Origin of the sequence: Herbidospora solisilvae, assembly GCF_009901565.1 — a bacterium.
GTDB classification, from domain to species: domain Bacteria; phylum Actinomycetota; class Actinomycetes; order Streptosporangiales; family Streptosporangiaceae; genus Herbidospora; species Herbidospora solisilvae.
Genome location: NZ_WXEW01000009.1, coordinates 78,466 through 97,779 on the forward strand (window position 1 = coordinate 78,466; position 19,314 = coordinate 97,779).

At 71.8% G+C, this 19,314-nt stretch carries 18 protein-coding genes; 9 read left to right on the forward strand and 9 right to left on the reverse strand.

Annotated elements, in window-relative coordinates:
- Positions 1-60 precede the first annotated feature (60 nt).
- Positions 61-1,875 (forward strand): ABC transporter ATP-binding protein, encoded by a 1,815-nt coding sequence (locus tag GT755_RS28945; protein ID WP_235967593.1) that lies wholly within the window; start codon positions 61-63, stop codon positions 1,873-1,875.
- Entirely contained in the window at positions 1,857-3,641 is a 1,785-nt protein-coding gene (locus GT755_RS41355; protein WP_161482753.1) for an ATP-binding cassette domain-containing protein, read from the forward strand. Before GT755_RS28945 ends, GT755_RS41355 begins: the two co-directional genes overlap by 19 nt.
- Before the next feature lie 439 nt (positions 3,642-4,080).
- Here the strand turns inward: GT755_RS41355 and GT755_RS28955 are convergent, their stop codons facing one another.
- Complete coding sequence (locus GT755_RS28955) at positions 4,081-4,923, reverse strand: SDR family oxidoreductase (protein WP_161482754.1); 843 nt, start codon at positions 4,921-4,923, stop codon at positions 4,081-4,083.
- Positions 4,924-5,088: 165 nt separating this feature from the next.
- Here GT755_RS28955 and GT755_RS28960 point away from each other — a divergent pair, with 165 nt between their 5' ends.
- A complete protein-coding gene (locus tag GT755_RS28960) occupies positions 5,089-5,790 on the forward strand; it encodes a hemerythrin domain-containing protein (protein WP_161482755.1) in 702 nt (233 codons plus the stop codon).
- Here GT755_RS28960 and GT755_RS28965 read toward each other — a convergent pair.
- The 3 genes from GT755_RS28965 to GT755_RS28975 all read right to left on the reverse strand — a co-directional run bounded on the left by GT755_RS28965 (position 5,775) and on the right by GT755_RS28975 (position 10,506).
- Positions 5,775-9,236, reverse strand: a complete 3,462-nt coding sequence (locus tag GT755_RS28965) for a BTAD domain-containing putative transcriptional regulator (protein ID WP_161482756.1) — start codon at positions 9,234-9,236, stop codon at positions 5,775-5,777. The genes GT755_RS28960 and GT755_RS28965 overlap by 16 nt on opposite strands.
- A 123-nt stretch (positions 9,237-9,359) precedes the next feature.
- Positions 9,360-9,839, reverse strand: a complete 480-nt coding sequence (locus GT755_RS28970) for a signal peptidase II (RefSeq protein ID WP_202610648.1) — start codon at positions 9,837-9,839, stop codon at positions 9,360-9,362.
- Positions 9,840-10,101: 262 nt separating this feature from the next.
- Positions 10,102-10,506, reverse strand: a complete 405-nt coding sequence (locus GT755_RS28975; RefSeq protein WP_161482758.1) for a hemerythrin domain-containing protein — start codon at positions 10,504-10,506, stop codon at positions 10,102-10,104.
- 1,019 nt (positions 10,507-11,525) lie between these two features.
- Between GT755_RS28975 and GT755_RS28980 the strand changes: the two genes are divergently transcribed.
- Entirely contained in the window at positions 11,526-11,759 is a 234-nt protein-coding gene (locus GT755_RS28980) for a hypothetical protein (RefSeq protein ID WP_161482759.1), read from the forward strand.
- Between the two features lie 190 nt (positions 11,760-11,949).
- Here the strand turns inward: GT755_RS28980 and GT755_RS40005 are convergent, their stop codons facing one another.
- The 3 genes from GT755_RS40005 to GT755_RS28990 all read right to left on the reverse strand — a co-directional run bounded on the left by GT755_RS40005 (position 11,950) and on the right by GT755_RS28990 (position 13,647).
- Complete coding sequence (locus GT755_RS40005) at positions 11,950-12,219, reverse strand: hypothetical protein (RefSeq protein WP_235967595.1); 270 nt, start codon at positions 12,217-12,219, stop codon at positions 11,950-11,952.
- Entirely contained in the window at positions 12,177-12,386 is a 210-nt protein-coding gene (locus GT755_RS40010) for a SulP family inorganic anion transporter (protein ID WP_328794523.1), read from the reverse strand. Before GT755_RS40010 ends, GT755_RS40005 begins: the two co-directional genes overlap by 43 nt.
- 109 nt (positions 12,387-12,495) lie before the next feature.
- The gene (locus GT755_RS28990) at positions 12,496-13,647 is read right to left on the reverse strand and encodes an FAD-dependent oxidoreductase (RefSeq protein WP_161482760.1); all 1,152 of its coding nucleotides are present in this window, start codon (positions 13,645-13,647) and stop codon (positions 12,496-12,498) included.
- Between the two features lie 43 nt (positions 13,648-13,690).
- Between GT755_RS28990 and GT755_RS28995 the strand changes: the two genes are divergently transcribed.
- The gene (locus GT755_RS28995) at positions 13,691-14,248 is read left to right on the forward strand and encodes a PadR family transcriptional regulator (protein ID WP_235967602.1); all 558 of its coding nucleotides are present in this window, start codon (positions 13,691-13,693) and stop codon (positions 14,246-14,248) included.
- Between the two features lie 71 nt (positions 14,249-14,319).
- On the opposite strand, the gene GT755_RS29000 is transcribed toward GT755_RS28995, so the two are convergent.
- A complete protein-coding gene (locus GT755_RS29000) occupies positions 14,320-14,745 on the reverse strand; it encodes a type 2 periplasmic-binding domain-containing protein (protein WP_235967604.1) in 426 nt (141 codons plus the stop codon).
- A gap of 86 nt (positions 14,746-14,831) precedes the next feature.
- Between GT755_RS29000 and GT755_RS29005 the strand changes: the two genes are divergently transcribed.
- From GT755_RS29005 to GT755_RS29020, 4 genes are all read left to right on the forward strand, one after another.
- Positions 14,832-16,394 carry an FAD-dependent monooxygenase gene (locus GT755_RS29005; RefSeq protein WP_161482761.1) on the forward strand — a complete coding sequence of 521 codons (1,563 nt, stop codon included), beginning with the start codon at positions 14,832-14,834 and terminating at the stop codon, positions 16,392-16,394.
- Complete coding sequence (locus tag GT755_RS29010; RefSeq protein WP_161482762.1) at positions 16,384-16,794, forward strand: VOC family protein; 411 nt, start codon at positions 16,384-16,386, stop codon at positions 16,792-16,794. Before GT755_RS29005 ends, GT755_RS29010 begins: the two co-directional genes overlap by 11 nt.
- A 181-nt stretch (positions 16,795-16,975) precedes the next feature.
- On the forward strand, positions 16,976-17,764 hold the full coding sequence (locus GT755_RS29015) for a hypothetical protein (protein ID WP_161482763.1): 789 nt from the start codon (positions 16,976-16,978) through the stop codon (positions 17,762-17,764).
- A gap of 64 nt (positions 17,765-17,828) precedes the next feature.
- Complete coding sequence (locus GT755_RS29020; RefSeq protein ID WP_161482764.1) at positions 17,829-18,206, forward strand: peptidase inhibitor family I36 protein; 378 nt, start codon at positions 17,829-17,831, stop codon at positions 18,204-18,206.
- Positions 18,207-18,426: 220 nt separating this feature from the next.
- Here the strand turns inward: GT755_RS29020 and GT755_RS29025 are convergent, their stop codons facing one another.
- The gene (locus tag GT755_RS29025; protein WP_161482765.1) at positions 18,427-19,302 is read right to left on the reverse strand and encodes an alpha/beta fold hydrolase; all 876 of its coding nucleotides are present in this window, start codon (positions 19,300-19,302) and stop codon (positions 18,427-18,429) included.
- Between the last annotated feature and the right edge of the window lie 12 nt (positions 19,303-19,314).

Sequence of the window (19,314 nt, forward strand, 5' to 3'; positions counted from 1 at the left end):
CCCCCACGTTTCCCGAGGCGCGGCACGCACCGACCGGCCGCGCCGCAGAGAGAGCTCCCCATGACGGATTCCCCGCCGGGCCGGACCCGGCAGAAGACGACGCACCAAGACGGCGACCGCCTGCTGGCCTCCACCGCGCGCGCCGCATGGATGCCCATGGCGGCGACCGCGACCGCCTCCGCCGCCTCGGCCGCCGCCACCTTGGCGCTGCCCGCCGTGCTGGCCGCCGCCGTGACCTCGGCCCTGTCCGGCCGAGGAGTGCACGCGGCAGCGTGGCAGCTGGGCCTTGTCCTGGCCGCCGGCACCGTCGCCGACCTCACCGGCACGCTCGCCGGCGCCGCCTCCACAGCGTCCGCCATCACGTCCCTGCGGCTGCGGCTGACCGGCCACATCCTCTCCCTCGGTGCCACCGCGACCCGTCGCCTACCCGCCGGGGAACTGGCCAACCGGCTGGTGAGCAACACGAGCGTCGTCGCCTCCACACCGGTCAGCCTGCTGCGCACCGCCGTCGGACTGATCACCTCCGCGGGCGGCGTCGTCGCGCTGCTTCTGGTCGACTGGCAGGCGGGACTGGCCTTCCTCATCGGGGTGCCGATCGCGATGATCGTCATCCGCCGCCTCGTCACCCGGCTCTCCGGCCTGTTCGACCGCTACCAGGCCGCCCAGGGCCGGCTGGCCGCCCGGCTGACCGACACCCTCGCGGGCATCCGTACCGTGCAGGCTTCCGGCAGCGCCGGCCGGGAGATCGCCCGGGTGCTCGCCCCGCTGCCCGACCTCTCCGCCGCCGGGCACGCCTTGTGGCGGGCCCAGGCCCGGGGCGTGTGGCGGATCAGCCTGATCCGGCCGCTGGTGGAGGTGGCCGTGCTCGCCGTGGCCGGGCTCGGGGTCGCCGACGGCCGCCTGGAGCCCGGCCAACTGCTGGCCGTGGCCGGATACACCCTGCTGGGCCTGAGCTTCATCGACCACGTCGACGCCCTGATGGACTTCTCCCGCGCCCGCTCGGCCGGTCGGCGGGTAAGCGAGGTGTTCGCCCTGCCCGTGCCCGCCCCGGGGACCCGGCCGCTGCCCGACGGGCCGGGCGCGCTGTCGTTGCGCGGCGTCACCGTCCTGGACGACCAGGGCGAACCGCTCCTGGACCGCCTCGACCTCGACCTCCCGGCCGGTACGCTCACCGCGCTGGTCGGCCGCTCCGGCGCGGGCAAGAGCACCCTGGCCCTGCTGAGCGGCCGGCTGATCGACCCCGACCGCGGCGACGTCCTGCTCGACGGGCAATGCCTGCGGGAGACCGATCCCGCCGCGCTGCGCGACGCCGTCGCCTACGCCTTCGAACGGCCCGCGCTACTGGGCGGCACCCTGGCCGGCGCCATCGCCTACGGCCTGCCCGCCGCCGGCCGGGACGACGTCCAGGCCGCGGCCCGCGCCGCCCACGTCGACGACGTCGTACGCCGCCTGCCCCGGGGATACGACACGCCCGCGGCCGACGCCCTGCTGTCCGGCGGGGAACTCCAGCGGCTGGGACTGGCCCGCGCGCTGGTGCGCGACGCCCGCCTCACCGTCCTCGACGACGCCACCTCCGGCCTGGACGCCGTCACCGAGGCCCAGGTGACGCGCACGCTGACGGTGGACATGCGCGGCCGCACCCGGTTCGTGGTCGCGCACCGCGCCACCACCGCCGCCCGCGCCGACCTGGTGGTCTGGCTCGATCGGGGCCGGATCCGCGCCCAGGGCACCCACCGCGACCTGTGGCGGGACCCGGCCTATCGCGCCCTGTTCGCCACCGCGACCGCCCCGGCCACCGAAGCCACCCTGGCCACCGCGGCCGTCGCCACCGTCCCGGCCTCGCTTGAGGAGGAACCGTGTCCGCCCCGCCCCTGACCCGCCCCGTCCCAGGCGCGGCCCCTGCCGCCCCGGCCTTCCGGCTGCTGCTGACACTGCTGCGCCCGCGCCGCCGCCACCTGACCATCGCCCTGGTCTGGTCGCTCGTCGAAGGTCTCCCCGCGATGGTGTCCGGCCTGCTCATCGGCGCGGCCATGGACCACGGTCTCCTGGCCGCCAACCCGGCGGCCGGGCTGGGCTGGCTCGGCCTGCTCGGCGTGGCGATGATCGTCAAGGCCGCCGCCACCCAGCTCATGTTCCCGCACCTGGCGGCGGTGATCGAGCCCCTGCGTGACGACCTGATCACCGCGGTGGTCACCGCCACCGTCACCCGTGCCGCCACCGCGCACACCCCCCCGGACACCGCCGCCGTCACCCGCCTCACCGCTCAGGTCGAGACCGTCCGCGACCTGCTCTCGGCGCTCCTGCGCAGCACCCGCCAGCTCGGCATCTCCCTGATCGCCGCCCTGGTCGGCCTCCTGCTGCTGTCCCCGATCGCCGCCGCCGTCGTCGCCGTTCCCGTGGCCGTGGCGCTGCTGGTGTTCGCCCGGTTGTTGCGTGCCCTGGTCACCCGCCAGCGCGCGCTGGTGCTGACGGCCGAGACGCTGACGGCCCAGGTCACCCCCATCCTGGCCGGTACGCGCGACGTCGCCGCCTGCGGCGCGTACCAGCAGGCCGGGGCGACCGTGCGTGAGGCCGTCACCGCCCAGTCGGCCGCGACCACGGCCCTGGCCCGGGCCGGGACCGGCCGCCGCCTCGTCGTCGCGCTCGGCGCCCATCTCCCGCTGCTGATCCTGCTGCTCACCGCGCACTCGCTGGTCCAGGACGGCCGGCTGACCACGGGCGAGGTCGTCGGCGCGATGACCTATGTGGCGACCGGCCTGGAGCCCGCCATGCGCGCGCTCACCGGTGTGGCCGGCGGCTGGGGCGTGGCACTCGCGGTCACCCTGCGCAGGCTCTCCGAGACCACCGCCCCCGCCGAGACGACGACCATCCCCGCCGTCACACCGTCGGCCAGGCCGACGACCGCCACCCCCGTCGGCTACCGCCTCCAGGCCGAAGGTCTCGGCTTCGCCTACGCCGCCGGGGCCGCACCGGTCGTATGCGATCTGACCTTCACCGTCGAACCCGGCGAGCACCTGGTGGTGGCAGGGCCCAGCGGCATCGGCAAGTCCACCCTGTCGCTGCTGCTGACCGGCCTGCGCCCGCCCACCGCGGGCCGCGTACGGCTCGGCGGCGTGCCCTTGGACGACCTGCCCGCCGCCGAGCTGCGCTCGCTGGTCGCCCTCATCCCGCAGGAGGCGTACGTCTTCACCGGCACCCTCCGCGAGAACCTCGCCTACCTGTCCGGGACGGACGCCGGCGACGCCTGCCTGCTGGCCGCCGCGCAGGCGGTCGGAGCCGACGGCCTCGTCGAACGGCTGGGCGGCCTGGACGCGACCATCGACGTCCCGGCGAGCCTGTCGGCAGGGGAACGCCAGCTCATCGTCCTGGCCAGGGTCCATGCCTCACCGGCCCGCGTCGTCGTGCTGGACGAGGCCACCTGTCACCTCGACCCGGCCGCCGAGCACCGCGCCGAGACCGCGTTCGCCACCCGGGAGCGGACCACCCTCATCGTGATCGCGCACCGGATCAGCTCGGCCCGCAGAGCCGGCCGCGTCCTGCTGATGGACGGCGCCGCCGTGCTCCTCGGTACCCACGCCGACCTGGTGGCCAGGTCGGCGCTCTACGCCGACCTGGTGGGTCACTGGGACGACCAGGGCTGAGGCTCCAAATCCTGGAATCAGACCTGGGGCGGCCGGCTACACGTCGCCGTCAGCGTGACCGATCCTGGCGCCGGTACATTGTCGCTCCAGATCGAGGCGAGGGCGGCGGGCGCGGGACTGGGGTCGACGAGGTGACTCTCGTGGCTCATTCCCGGCGAATGGGTCTCGTCCTGGTCCACCACCACGGGGTGTCTCGCCGGGCACTTGACGTAGAAAAAGCGCCGCTGTTCCCCGGCACGCAGACAGTTTCGCCGGCGCGCCGCTGACCGTGGGGTAGACGCCGCCGCTGTTGTTCGATGTGGTCATCGTCTGCTTCTCGGCGGCGTGCGCCGCAGGTGCGAAGCTGAGCAGTCCCGCTGCGGCAAAAGCCGGCGCGGCGGCCTTTCTCGAAAAGGCGGAGGTCATTTCTGTCCCTTTCGGGAGAGGTGGTTCACGGAGGTCACCGGGGCCGGTCACCGGCGATGTTCATGCGGTGCATGAGGCGTTCCTGAGGAAAGTAGTCGGCCACTGCCAGGTGTTGGGTGCATCGGTTGTCCCAGACCACGAGATCGCCCACTCTCCACTGATGCCGATAGCTGAACTCGGTGGTCTCGATGTGCCGGTAGAGGAGGTCAAGAATGGCTCGGCCTTCTGCGCGGGAAACGTCGTTGACATGGGTGACGTAGGGCGAGGCGAGGTAGAGCGCTTCTCGCCCGGTCTCGGGATGGGGGGCGCGGCCGGTGAGCGTACGCTGCGCGATCGCGTCGAGCAGCGCGCCCCCGTCCGCCCAGTACGGGGTGTCGGCCACCGCGCCCGGATGGATCGCGTTGACCCGCGCCGCCACCATGCCGGCGATCCCGGCGTTGACGATTGACACCGTCGTGGAGCCAGGGTACGGCCGTTCCCGCGCGGCCCCGCCGAACAGCAACACGGAGGCGTCCACGGTCAGGCGCGGCGCCAGCACGCGCACCACCTCGGTGTAGCCGACCAGCTTCAGCGTCGTGAGACGGTTCGCCCGCTCGTGGTCGTAGGCGGCGACGGTGTTCCGGTCGCGTTCCACGGCCACCAGGGCCAGCCGGTCCAGCTCGCCCACGTCGTTGAGCGTGGCGGCCAGCGTGCCCGGCTCGGCCAGGTCCAGGTCGATCGCGCGGGCGGTGCCCGGCCCGTCGAGCCCAGCGGTGACCTTGGCGGCCGCGTCGGCCTGGCGGCCGGTCAGCACGACCGCGCGGCCCCGCCGTACGAAGTGCCGCGCCAGCTCCAGCCCGATCCCGCCGGTACCTCCCACGATCAGTACGTCACCCATTGCGTCCACCAACCTTGTCGAGGTCGAAGTTAGGGGGCTGGCTTGGGCGGCACTTGGCAGGTGCTTGCTTCCGTGCCCGGGCACGTACTTCCAGAATCAGCCAAGACCTGCGGAAAACGATGGGGGCATCGCTGACACCCCATTTGCCAGAGAAGGAGAAGGACGATGCAGGTCACCTCACATCCGGACGTACCGCAGATCAGGTTGCCCGGGCAGGCAGCCGCGGTGCCCGGCCCCCTCGACATGAGCAACATGTACTTGGCGCACTACGGCTTCCGCCGCGACCTGGGACGCCTGCTCACCGCCGTCGGCCGGGTGCGCACCGAGGACCGCGCGCGGGTCTCCGCGCTGCGCGAGCACTTCGACTGGGTGCTGTACGCGCTGCACCACCACCACACCTCCGAGGACGAGTTCATCTGGCCCCGGCTGCGTGAGCGCGCGCCCGAGGCGATCGACGTGATCGACGCGCTGGAGGCCGAGCACGAGGCGGCCGACCGGTGGATCCAGGAGAGCACCGACGCCTTCCGCTCGTTCGACGCGGGCCCGTCGGAGCCGGGCCGGGAGCGGCTGATGACCGCGCTGCGGTCGCTGGCCGACGTGCTGGGCGCGCACCTGGCGCACGAGGAGATCGACGGCATCCCGCTCATGATGGCGTGCATCACGCCGGAGGAGGACGCCCGGATGCACCAGGTGATCCTCAAGCGCTACGGGCCTCACGGCGTGCTCAAGCTGCTCGGCTGGATCACCTTCGCCCTGCCCGCCGACGTCGAGGAACACCTGCGCCGGACCTCGCCCGCCCGGCTGCGCCTGCTGAGCGGCCTGGTCAAGCGGCGGTACCGGCGGCGCATGGCCTATCTGTGGGGCTGATCCCCGGCCAGGTCCGTCTTGATCATCTCGATCAGGGCGCCAGCTCCCATCTCCCGCGCAACGGCCATGGCGTGATCGGCGTGCCGCCGCGCGGCCTCGTCGTCGCCCAGGACCCGGGCGAGCAGGGCCAGTGACCGGCTGACCGGCCACATGAGCAGGCTGAGCCCGGACATCGCCATGCGGTCGGCGTACGGCAGCGCCTGCTCGTACAGGGCGGCGCAGGCGCGGCGATCGCCCAGCCGCGCCCAGATCTCGATGCGCAGCACCAGCCAGTACGTGCGCACGAACGTCCGGGGGAGCGGCGGCTGCTCCTCCCACGGGCCGATGACCTGCCGCGCCTCCTCCAGCCGCCCGCTGACCGCGAGCCGGCAGGCCAGCCCTTCCTTGGTGATGTACGTCAGGTTGTCGTTGGCGATCTCGTGGGGCCTGCTGAGCAGGGCCGGATCGATCGTTCCCCGCCGGGCGTGCATGAGCGCGACCTGATGGGCCCCGCCCGCCGTGAGCGGCTTCACCCCCCACATCGACGTGGCCTGGTGCTCGGCCGTGGTGGCCGCGAGCAGCGCCTCGGCGGCGGCCATGTCGCCGCTGTCGACCACGATCCCCAGCCGCAGCCAGCCCAGCATGATGCGCAGGTACGGCAGGTGGGAGCGCTCGATCAGCTCCTGGGCCTCGGACAGCACGGCCAGGCCCTCTTGCGCCCGGCACAGTTCGAGCAGGGTGCCGCCCAGGCAGGTGAGCCCGATCGCGAGCAGTTCGTCGTCGCCCGCCTCCCGCCCGACGCGGACCATCTGCTCGCTGGTCTCCAGGCGTTCCGACACGGTCTCGGGGTCGAGCAGCGCGGTGTAGCGGGCGAACAACACCCAGCCCAGCAGGGTGGCGTCGTTCTCGTTCCCGGCCAGCCGCACCGCCTCCTCGGTCCAGCGCCGTCCTTCGGCCGGGTCGCGGCCCGGCCCGTGGTAGGTCTGCACGGCCAGGCAGGCCAGGACCCGGGCGCGGGCGGCTGGCTCCAGCGCCTGGTCCGCGGCCAGGTGCAGCAGGTCGGTGACCAGGTCGGCGTCGTAGTCGCCGTAGATCTTCCAGGGCTGCAGGATGCGGCCGCCGTAGCCGGTGGCCGCCGCGGCCAGGCGGCGGCGGTCGCCTGCCTGCTTGGCCAGGTGCCGTACGCGCCGCAGCTCGGCGAGCTGACCCTGCGCGTCCCCGGCGCCGAGGCGGGCCTCGGCCAGCGCGAACAGCAGGTCCATGCGCTCGCCCGGGGTCAGCTCCGGGTCGCCCTCCGCCACGTCTACGGCACGCTCCAGCAGCTCGGCCGCGGCGTCGTGGGCGCGCAGCCGCTTGGCCTCCTCCGCCGCCCGCCATGCCGCCCGCCACGCGCGGGCCGCGTGCCCAGCCGAGGCCGCCTCCAGCCAGTGGTGCGCGGCGGCGGCCAGCCGGTCGGAGATCCGGCCTCCGGTACGGGACTCGATCGCGGCCGCGATCGCGGCGTGCAGGCGGGCCCGGCGCAGCGCCGGCACGACCTCGGTCAGCGCCTCCTGCACCAGCGCGTGCACGAAACGGAACCGGCCCGGCCGCCCTTCGGCGATCAGCGCCGCCGCCATGGCGGGCTCCAGCCGGTCCAGCGCGTCCTCCAGCATCAGGCTCGTGGCCTCGGCGACGATCGCGAGGTCGAACTCGCGCCCGGCCACCGCCGCCACCCGCAGCAGCTCGGCCGACGGCTCCGGCAACCGGTTTACCCGGCCCAGCACGACGTCACGCACCCCGAGCGGCAGCGCGCCACCCTCCGAAGCGCCGACGCTCAGGTAGCGCATCAGCTCGGTGACGAAGAACGGATTCCCGTCGGTACGGTCGCGCAACGCCTGCAGATCCGTGCCCGCCGGGGCGAGTTCCCTCAGCTCGGCCACCGACAGGCCGGCCAGTCCGAGCCGCACCCCCCGGCGGCGCGCCAGCGCCTCGAACGCGCCCGCCAGCGCGCCCTGCGGCTCGGGCCAGTCCCGCGCCGTGCCGACCACGCATAGGGGGCCGTGCGCGAACGTCTCGGCCAGGTAGGCCAGCAGGCGCAGCGAGGACGGGTCCGCCCAATGCAGGTCGTCGAGCACCACCAGGACCGGTCCCTTGTCGGCCGCGGCCCGCAGCACCCGGGCGGCGGCCTCGTACGTGCGGAACCGCGCTCCCTCCGGGTCCGCCTGGGTGCCCGAACCGGCGCCCGGCATGTTCTCGCGTACCTCGGCCGGCAGCGGCGGCAGCGCGTCGGCCAGCCGCTCCAGCACCGTCACCCACAACCAGAACGCGGGCGCGCCCTCGGTCGCCGCGCATCGGCCCACCGCCACCTGGTACCCCTGCGCGCGGGCCCGGGCCACCAGCTCCTCGGTCAGGCGCGTCTTGCCGATCCCCGGCTCCCCGGTGAGCAACGCGAAGCCGGGCGTGCCCGCTGCCACCGACTCCAGCAGGGCGTCCAGCGTGGCCAGCTCCTGCCGCCGGCCCGCGAGCGCCCGCTCGGCGAGCTCGCGGCCGGAAGGGCCGTGCTGGTCGGGACCGTCTTCGGGAGGACGGTGCCGGCCCTCGCCGCCATCGGGCTGCCCGTCCGGGGAACGTCCCGGGTCAACCTGCTGCGCCGGGTCCGTCCGCGCCGCTTGCGCGGTGGCCTCGTGCGTGGTGGCGTCGTGGGCGATCGCGGCGAGGCGGGTCCGCTGGGGTCGCAGGCGAGGAGATTGGGCGAGGATGTCGCGTTCCAGCTCTCGGAGTTCCTCACCCGGGTCGACGCCGAGTTCCTCGGCCAGGACGCGGCGGGCCGTACGCAACGTCTCCAGGGCCTCGCCCTGCCGCCCGCACTGGTAGAGGGCCAGCGCCCGCAGTCCCCACAGCCGCTCGCGCAGCGGATGTTCGTACGTCAGCGCCTCCAGCTCGCCCAGCACCTCGTCATGGCGCTGCTGCCGGATGACGGCCGTGACCCGCAGCTCCCGGGCCCGCTCCCAGGCCTCGCCGAGCCGCGCCCTGGCCGCCGCGACGTACTCCTGCCCGTCCAGCTCGGCGTACGGCTCCCCGCGCCACAACGCCAGCGCCCCGCTCGCCGCCCGCTCCACCTCCACCGGATCCGCGGCCTGCTCGGCCTGGCCGACCAGACGCAGGAAGCGCATCGTGTCCAGCCGCTCCCGGTCGACGGTCAGCGTGTAGCCCACCGGTCCCAGGGTGAGCACCCGGCTGTGCCCCCTCGCCGGGCGTCCGGGCTCCAGCAGCCTGCGCAGGTTCGACACGTACGAGTGCAACGACGCCATCGCCTCGGCCGGCGGCTCGTCCCCCCACAACCGGTCGATCAGCGTGGCAGGGGAGACCGGCCGCCCCTCGGCCAGCAGCAGGACGCCCAGCAACGTGCGGATCTTGAGGGAGCCGATCTCCCGCACGTGGCCGTCGTCATCGACGATCTCCGTAGGGCCCAGCACGCGGATGTCCACAGCCCTACCTCCAGGTCATACACAAGGGGCAGCGCGGGCCCGTGTCTCCGTATCGTGCGGCACCCTACCTTCAAGACGCCCTCTCCCCAGCCGGCCTGCGTCAGCCGCGAGGACAGGCCGCCTTCATCGGGGCTCCAACGTGGGAGGAGCACTGGGCTCGTCGCGGCGTTCGCCGGTGAGGGCGATCCCGCGCAGACTGAGGAACATCACGAAGGCGCAGCTGGTGGTGAGGGCGATGTCGGCGACGTTGCCGACGAACAGCCCGCCGTAGTCGATGAAGTCGACGACATGCCCCCGGCCGAACCCCGGGTCGCGTGCCAGACGGTCGAGCAGATGCGAGACGGCGCCGCCCAGCAATCCGCCCAGGCCCCAGGTCCAGGCCGGCGAGCGCAGCCGTCGCGCGGTGTACAGGATGCCGGCCGCCGCGACGGCCGCCGCCACGGCGAACACCCAGGTGGCCTCCGTCCCGATGGATAAGGCGGCCCCGGGGTTGTACAAGAGCCTGAACTGGAGGAACCCCGGCACCACGGTGACACGTTCGCCGTCGGACAGCGCCGACACCGCCCAGATCTTCGTGGCCTGATCGGCCAGGAGAACCGCCACGGCCAGCACGATCATCCATAAGTACAGCCGTGGTCGTCCCCTGGCCCGCGTGTCCGCTCCGGCTGACATCCCCACCTCGCAATCGGCGCTTTCGGGCATCGTAGCCGACCCGTCTTGAGCGGATCTTGAGCGTGCTGCGGCGCCGGGCCAGGGCGGCCGTGCCTACGTGCGTTTCCAAGCAAACCTGCCGAACAGGCGGAAAAGGCATGACGATGCGTGGAGAACGCACCCCTCGCCGCAAGAGCGCCCTCACCGCCTGGCCTCATCGGCTGTCCTTCCACATGCTCGGCCGCGCAATGACGCTGGAAGGTCGGCTTGGGCGGCACCTGGCACGCTCCACCATGTCGGCCAGCGACCACAGCGCGGTCGTCTGCCGCTGCCGGCCCGGCGCGGACGGGGCGAGGCCGAAGGAACGGAAGGCGTCCGCGCTCTCCTGGATCCACCGGTTGCACGCCCGGTGCCCGGCCTCCACGGCGGCCAGCGTCTCGCTCGCCTCCAGCGCGCGGTCGCGTAGCCGGGGCCACAGCAGTTCATCCTCGCAGGCGTGCTGGTGCAGCCCGTACAGGAGCCGGGTGTGGTGCTCGTGCAGCGCGGCGATGCACCGTGCGTCGCCGCGGCGCACCTGGCCGGCCGCGGTGAGCAGCCGGCCGAGGTCGCGGCGGACCACATGGTGCGCCCCGTACGTTCAGATTGATCGGCCCGGGTACGGCGGCCGCCTGGCCAGGGAGCATGATCTGCGGAACGTCCAGGCGTGCGGCAGCCCTCATCGGTGTCTCCTCCTCCTTCTTCGCCGAGGAGGAGACAGGGTGCCGCAGACCTCTTGAGCGGTTCTCAAGGCCGCAGGGCAGGCACGGCACTCACCGCCCCAGGTGGGGCCTGCTCGATCAAGCCCCGCTCAAGCCGAATCTCTAGCGTGCGTGGGCGCCGCTTCCCGCCCCGATGAAGTCGGCGATCGTTGGCCATGGCCCACTTCCCGTTCGAGCCATTGCCCCCGCACAGAGGAAGACCGACATGTCGTTCACGATCACTACGCTCGCCGAGCGGCCGGGCCTGGCCCAGGCGGTATGGGCCATGACCTGCAGGTGGCCGGAGGTCAGGACTGTCCTCGATCATGCTGGCGGCCCTGCGCGAGCATGCCGCGCGTCTCGGCTGCACCGAACTGCTCGCGCCGGTCCGGCCCAGCCGCAAGCACCTGGAACCGCGAACCCCCATGGCCGAGTACGCGTGGCGCACGCGCGACGACGGCCTTCCTTCCGGCCCGTGGCTGCGGGTGCACGTGCGCGCGGGCGGCCAGCTGCTGAAGGTGGCGCCACGTTCCATGGTCATCGCGGGCACGCCGGCCGAATGGCGCACGTGGACCGGGCTGCCCTTCGACCGTGCGGGCTCGATCGAGGTGCCGGGCGCCCTCACTCCGGGTGCACTGCTACGTGGACCACGGCCACGCCGTCTACCTGAGGCCGAACGCCTGGTTCAGGCATCCGCTCCGTTGACGATCCCTCCGAGCACACGACGCCGGGTGCCGCCTACGGCCGCCGGACCACGGAAGCGCGGCAGCCACGCTGGCGCTGCGGACTGCCCGCGCCCTTTCGGCGCCCCTTGTCCGTCTCCTGTGGTCTCAGTTCCTCCCAAGCCCTGCCCAAGCGGCCAGGAAAAGAATGAGGAACCCATCGATCCGAAGGGAGACTCATGAGAATCACACGCGGGATCATTACCGCGGCGCTGGTCGTAGGTACCATCGCTCTCGGCTCCACCCCGGCCCATGCCATTCCTCCGCCCCCGCCGGGCGGCGACAACCTCGTCGTCACCAGCTACTACAGCGGTACGCAACTCGTCGGACAGCGCTGGTCCGGCTGCAACCAGCCGTCCGGCCAGTGGGGGGTCGTGACGACCTCCACAAAGGTCTCCTTCGTAGCCTGCTGAACCGTCGGCATGCGTGCCGCTCAGCCCAACCGCGGCGAGCGGCACGCATGCCCTTCCTCAAGAAGCACCGCGCCCATCAGCGCCGCCATCCGATCAACCCGGGACGCGCGCGGCCCGCCATCAGCCAGACCCACTCGATGCGGACCGGGGGGCCGGAATACGTCACCCTCCACGGGAGCGCCGCTTCCTGTCACGGGTTGCGCGGTGGCACGGTCGCGGCGGGATGGCCGGGGTGGTCTGGCAGCATTCCGTGATGGCGCAAGTGGTCACGGCCGGCGGGGACCTCGGACAACTCCAGCAGGAAGCGGTGAACGGCGGCGAAGAACAGCGCGATGGCGCGCGACGCCGGCACACCGGCCACGATCAGCCCGAGGATGACCGCCTGGACCAGATCCAAGGCCACTGTGGCCAGTGCCGTCAGTGCCAGCACGATCGCGTCGCCGCGGGTGACGCGGCCCATCGCCTGACCGAGCCGGCCTCGACCATGCGCACCGCGGTGGCCAGTAGCACCCCGGCCAGCGCGGCCAGCGGGGTGCGGGCGACCAGATCGGCCGCGGCGTAGACGATCAGGGCGAGGATCGCGGCGTGGGCGAGCGCGGCCAGGCGGGAGGTGGCGCCGGAGCGCACGTTGACCGCGGTCCGGGCGATGGCGCCGGTGGCGGGACGCCGCCGAACAACGGGTGAAATTCGCGCGCCAGGGCGGTGGGACCGACAGCCATGAGAGCGGGACCCGGGTCTAGACGGATTCGTCCCAGGTGATGCGGTGGTCGTACATCCAGGAAAGGGAGCCCCGTTTCGCCACCTGCCGCAGCACCACCGGCAGGAAGAGGTCGCGGAGGTAGGCGCCGACCGGCCCCGGCGCCTTCCCGTCGCCGTTGCGTTTGCCCTGCGCGACGATCCGCTCGACCCGCGCCCGGCGCAGCCGCTCGTAGACGGCGAAGGCGTCGGGCACGTCGTGGTCGCGCAGGGACCTGGCCAGCACGACGGCGTCCTCGATCGCCATCGACGCGCCCTGCCCCGATGACGGGGAGGTCGCGTGGGCGGCGTCGCCGACGATCACCATGCGGGAGTTCGACCAGTTCGGGACGGTCGGCAGGTCGTAGGTGTTCCAGGCCGGCATGACGTGGGGCGTCGCCGCGATGATGTCGCGCATCGGCCCGGCGTCGTCGCGGAACAGCTCCATCAGCGCCGACGGGGTGACGGCGGCCAGGTCGGCGGCCGTGGGCTCCTTCGGGCTGGCCGGATTGGCGAACCACCAGACCCCGCCGTCGGGGTGGACGAGATAGCCGAAGAAGCAGCGCCGGCCGAAGACGAAGTGGCTGACGCCGGGCCGCCCCGGCACCCGCACCCCCTCGGCGAATCCGCCCGTGTTGAGCAGCCCCAGGTGCCGGGGCCGGGGCGCGGCGGGGTCGATGATCGTCCGCGTCCGCGACCACAGGCCGTCCGCGCCGATGAGCAGCGCGCCGTCCGCCGTGGTCCCGTCTTCGAACCGGGCCTGTACGCCCCCGCCGACGGAGGCCGCGTCCGTCAGCCGTTTGCCGTATTCGACGCTCACCCCCCGCCGGACGGCCTCGTCGCGCAGCGCCCGGTAGAGGTCGCCCCGCCGGAGCGTCCGGCTCGGTTGCGGGATGACGGCCAGTTCGCGCCCCTTGGCGTTGACCATCACCCCCTCGGGGGTGTCCATGCCGAGATGGGCCACGAGGTCGTGCAGGTCGAGGACCTTCAGCGCCTCCAGCCCGTTGCGCGCCAGGGTCAGGAACGCCCCGACGCCGTCGGAGCCCCGGTCGTACGCCTCGAAGAGCCGGACCCCGAGCCCGGCCTTCCGCAGTGCCATGGCCGTGACCGGCCCGGCGATCCCGCCACCTATGATCAAAGCATCCTTGGTCATATTATGACTATACATAATATGACTAACAAATACGATGGCCGTCATGACACCCCGGCGATCTCCTCTGGCGATGGCGGTGCTCTCACTGGTCGTGGAGACGCCGATGCACGCGTACCGCATGCAGCAACTGATCAAGGAGCGCCACAAGGACGACGTCGTCAACGTCGCGCAGCGCAACAGCGTCTACCAGACGATCGACCGCCTGCTCCGCGACGGCCTGATCGCCGTCCAGACGACGGCCCGCGACGAGAACCGCCCCGAACGCACCGTCTACGAACCCACGGCGGCCGGCCGCGACACGCTGAAAGAGTGGATGCGCACCATGCTCGCCGCCCCCAGGCGCGAGTTCCCCGAGTTCCCGGCGGCCCTCGCCTTTCTGCCGGTGCTGACCGTGCCCGAGGCCGCCGAGGCGCTGACCGAACGGCTCACCGCCCTGGAGACCCGCGTGGCGGCCCTCGACGCCGAACTCGCCGACGGGGCGACCTTCCTGCCCCGGGTGTTCCTGGTGGAGACGGAGTATCAGCGGGCGGTGGTGGCCGCCGAGGCGGAATATGTGCGGCGGCTGCTCGACGATCTGGGAAACGACGAGGTCGCCTGGTAGTGACCCGGGGCTTCGTAGGGGCTGACCCGCACGTTCGGGATCAGGCCGATCCGTCACCCGCTCCGAGGGCCTCACCTCAGGGGCGCGGGCGCCGCCGGGAGAGGGCCCACGTCGCGGATGATCCCCGCCAGGGCCCGGATGGGCTCGTTCTCCGCCTCGCTCCGCCACACCAGGGCGTACGGCAACGGCTCCATGTCGGTGACCGGCAGGTAGGCGATGTCCGGCCGGGCCCAGTAGCGGGCGACGTGGGCGGGGAAGAGCACGACGAGCCCGTCCATGCTGGCGAGGGTCATGGCCTCTTCCGCGTCCCGGATCACGGGGCCGCGCTCGATCTGGCGTCCGCGCCGGGTGAAGCGCGGGACGTAGGCGTCGTACCAGTAGCCGGGCCCGGTGTCGGCGTGCGGATGCTGGAAGTCGGACCTGCTCCGTTCACTCCTGCTGAAGGTGATCTTCCGGTTTTCGTCGTGTTCCGGACGTTCACCGTACTTGATCCTCAAAACGTACGGATTCGCCTGGTCACGGCGCCGCGGCGATGGTGCCGCTGGCGGAGTGCCGGCTGAACGGCACGATAGAAAGGTCATCGATGATGAAGCACGATGCCGACGTGATCATCGTGGGCGCCGGTCCGACCGGTCTCATGCTGGCCGCCGAACTGCGCCTGGCCGGAGTGCGGCCGCTGGTGCTGGAACGGCAGCCGCGGCCCCGCGGCACCCCCAAGGCCGGCGGACTGGGCGGCCAGATCCTGGAGCTGCTGCACCACCGAGGCCTGCTGCGACGGTTCCAAGCCGCCTGCACCGGCCCGATGCCCGCTCCCCGGTTCCCGTTCGGCGGGGTGCATCTGGACTTCACCCGGATGCAGGATCCCCCGATGCACGCCCTGCCGCTGCCGCAGCAACTGCTGGAGCGGCTGCTCGGCGAACGCGCCGGCGAACTCGGCGTGGACCTGCGCCGCGGGCACGAAGTGACGGGGGTGAACCAGGACGGCGACGCGGTCACCGTCGACGTGCGCGGGCCGGAGGGCCCCTATCAGGTGAGCGCCCGCTACCTCGTGGGATGCGACGGCGCGCGCAGCCGGGTCCGTGACTGGGCCGGCATCCCGTTCCCCGGCACCACCTATCCCGAGGTCAACCGGCTGGGCCAGGTCACCCTGCCCGGCACGGTCACCGTTCTCGGCAACGGCGATCTCGACGTCCCCGGCTTCGGCGCCGTCCGTGCCGGATTCACCCGCACCGACCGGGGCCTGTTCGGCGTCGGCTCATCGCCCGGCACGCCGTCCGTCTCCCTCTACACCGTCGAGGACGAGACCACCGAATACGACGACGACGTCCCGATGACCCTCACCGAACTGCAGGACAGCGTCCACCGCGTGCTCGGCGCCCACCTGCCCCTGGCCGGATCGACCCGGCTGTCGCGCTTCACCTTCAAGGCCCGCCAGGCCGAACGCTACCGCGAGGGGCGGATCCTGCTGGCCGGTGACGCGGCGCACCTGTTCCCGGCCACCGGAGTGGCGCTCAACGCCGGCATGCTGGACGCGGTCAACCTCGCCTGGAAGCTGGCCGCCGACGTCCACGGCACGGCCCCGGCCGGCCTGCTGGACACCTACCACACCGAACGCCATCTGGCCGGCGCCCGCACTCTGCTGCACACGCGAGCGCAGGTGGCTCTGCGGCGCGGGCACGACGCGGCCGCCGAAGCGCTGCGGGAGGTCTTCACCGAACTGCTCGCCGACGAGCAGCCGCTGCGCCGCATGGGAGCCCTCGTCGCCGGTACCGACATCCGCTATCCGATGCCCGGCGCCGGACCTCACCCGCTGGCCGGCGCCTTCGCTCCCGACCTCACCCTGCACACCGGCCAGGGCATCACCGGCCTCGCCGAACTCATGCACTCCGCCCGGCCCGTCCTGCTCGACCTGGCCGACCGCCCCGAGCTCCGCCGGACCTCCCGGGGCTGGCAGCATCGACTGGACGTCCACACCGCCAAGACCGAGGACCGACCGGCCGACGCCCTGCTGATCCGCCCGGACGGCCACGTCGCCTGGGCCGCCGGCCTCGACGAGACGGCGGACAGCGCCACGGCCTCGCTCCGTGAGGCGCTCTCCGCATGGTTCGGAACGCCTTCGAACACCGGGAAGAGACATGACGAGTAGATTCACCGAGCTGACCATCGACTGCCACGATCCGGAGAGACTCGCAGCCTTCTGGTGCGAGGTCCTGGACTTCAAGGTGATCGACCGCGGCGAAGGCAAGGTCGAGATCGGCTCCTGGGAGCCGACCGTCGAGCAGGTGCTGGCGCGTCAGATGCCACCCACGCTGCAGTTCATCCGGGTGCCCGAGGGCAAGACCGTGAAGAACCGGCTCCACCTCGACGTGAGCCCGATCGACCGCAGCACCGACGACGAGGTGACCAGACTGCTCGGCCTCGGCGCCGTCAGAAGAGACCTGGGCCAAGGCCCGGACCGGAGCTGGGTGGTCATGGCCGACCCCGAGGGCAACGAGTTCTGCGTCCTGCGCACCCTGGCGGTGGTTCCCACCAAGGAATCGCGCTGACGAAGACCGGCATTGCGGTATTCGATCACCGCAATTGGCGCGAGAAGTCAATGCCCTGGCACACAGGGACAACAACGAACCCTTGACGCTTGCGAACATGGGTCCACGGGAGAAATAAGCGAACGCATATTGTTCGCCGAACGGGGATTCGGGGGTTTCGGGGGTGATTCGTGTTTTCCGCATGTCCGGCGTACCGGTCGTGGCGACGGCATTCCTGTTGTTCCTGAGCGCCTGCACGACGGCGGAACCGGAACCGCCACTCGACCCGGCTCTCCGCCTCGACGGGCGGCCGCCGGTCCTGCCGCTCGACGCCTACCAGGTGTCGCCGGAGGACCAGCTCGTCGTGGCGCGGGCCCGCACCGAACTGTTCCGGGGCTGCATGGCCCGGTCGGGCTTCACGGTCCCCGTGCGGGACGCGGCTCCCGCCGTCCCCCTCAACCACGAGCGCTACCTGCTGGAAGACGAGAACGCGGCCCAGACACGCGGATACCACCTGTCCGAGGCGCAACAAGCCATCAGCGGGCCGCCCACCCGCCACCCCGGGGCCGGTGACTGCGAGGAAGAGGCGGTCACCGGGCTCGCTCCCACGAAGGATGCGGCCGCCGCCATGCGGCTGGTCGACGACCTGAAGAGCCGGAGCTGGGAGCAGTCCGTGCGCGACAGCCGGGTCGCCGCCGTGTTCGCGGCGTGGTCGTCGTGCATGGCCCGCCTCGGTCATCACTATCCGAATCCGCGCGCGGCCAACAACGACGCCGCTTTCCAGACCGAAGAACCGACCCCTCGGGAAATCACCACCGCGGTCTCCGACGTCCGGTGCAAACGGCAGACGAAAGTCGTCGTTACCTGGGCGCTCGTCGAGGCGGCTTATCAGAAACGCGCGATATTCGAGCACCGCGCCGAACTGGAAGAGGGGAGAAACGCGATCGCCTCCCTTGTTTCCGCCGCCCGGACCGTTGTTTCCGCGAAATGACGTCATTTGTCACCGGATCGGAGTCCTCCTGTCCGGTTCATTCCAGAGAAAGGCACCGAACCGAATGAACCGTGTCACACGCTCACTCGCGGCCGTGGCCGTCCTCGCCGCCGCCACCGTCGTGACGAACGTCTCGCCGGCCTCGGCCTTCGCCTGCACCGACGCCGTCTGCGTATACAAGAACAGCAACGGAACGGGCACCGTCGCCGGCTTCACCACGGCCGACAACAACTTCTCCAACAACCGCTACCTCGACGGCACCAGCGTCAACGACAGCATCTCCTCGATCAGCGTGATCGCCAGCCGCAACGCGGCGATGTTCTACACCGACTCCTACTGGCGCGGCCACGCGCACCGGATCGAGAACCTGGGCCACAGCCGCCCGCAGAACGCGGTCTACAACGACCAGTACAGCTCGTTCCGCTACGTCGTCATCGACTAGACCCCCGATCAGGTGCGGAGTCAGATGATCAACGTCACGACGGTTACCGTCGCCGGGCGGCCGTCCCCGAACCCCCGATAGAACCAATCAAGATCGAGTTACACCGTTCAGTGGACAGACCCCTGAGATTCCCGTGACAGACAATTGAGTGGTCTGTGTTCTCCGTAGGTTCGTCGTGTTGGCGGCGATCTCGGCGGTTACAAGTGACCTCCGGCGCCGGTCAGTTCGCGGTGCTGTGAGCGAAGTCGCTGATGATCCGCCAGACGTCGGCGGGTTGTTCCTCCTGGGCGAAGTGGCCGGCGTCTGGCACCGTCGCGGTGGTCAGGTTCTTCACCCCGGCGTCGCGGAAGCCCCGGGCGTAGGCGTCGATGTCGCCGCCTTCACGGTCGCCTCGCACGTACAGCAGCGGGATGTCGACGGCACCGGCTTCGGCGAACGCGGCATTGTCCGAGGCGTCCTGCGGGAACGCCCGGTAGAGGTCGAATCCCGCGGTGAGCGCGGCATCATCGCCGTACGCGGCGGCGTGGGCCGCTCGTGAGGCGGCGGAGATCCGGCCGGGATCCGCCGACAGCACGTCGTAGAAGTAGTCGAAGTACTCGGCCTGGCGTCCCCGGACGAGGGTCTCCGGCAGGTCCGGGACGGCGTGCAGGCCGAAATGCCAGATGTAGGGGTTGCGCAGGACCTCGTTCCACGGATCGATGCCGGGAATGACGGTGTTCATGATGACGACGCGTTCGACGTCGTCGAATCGACGTAGATAAGCGTAGGCGGCCATCCCGCCCGCGTCGTGGCCGACCAGCGTGAGGCCGGTGAGGTCCAGGTACCGCACCAGGGCGTGGACCGTCTCGGCCAGCCGGAGTTTCGACCCGCGCCCGGCCACGCCGGTGGATTCGCCGATGCCGGGCAGGTCGATGGCGATGATCCGCGCCTCGGGTGGCCCGGCGTCCGCGGCATCCATCACGCCCAGCCACGTCCGCCACGACTCCGGCCAGCCGTGCAGGAACAGGAAGGGGCGTCCCCCGGGCGGCCCGGACTCGACTACGTGCAGCGCGAGATCGTCGATCGTCACCGTGGAGTTTCGCTGGTTGATAGACATGTGGCATGTCTA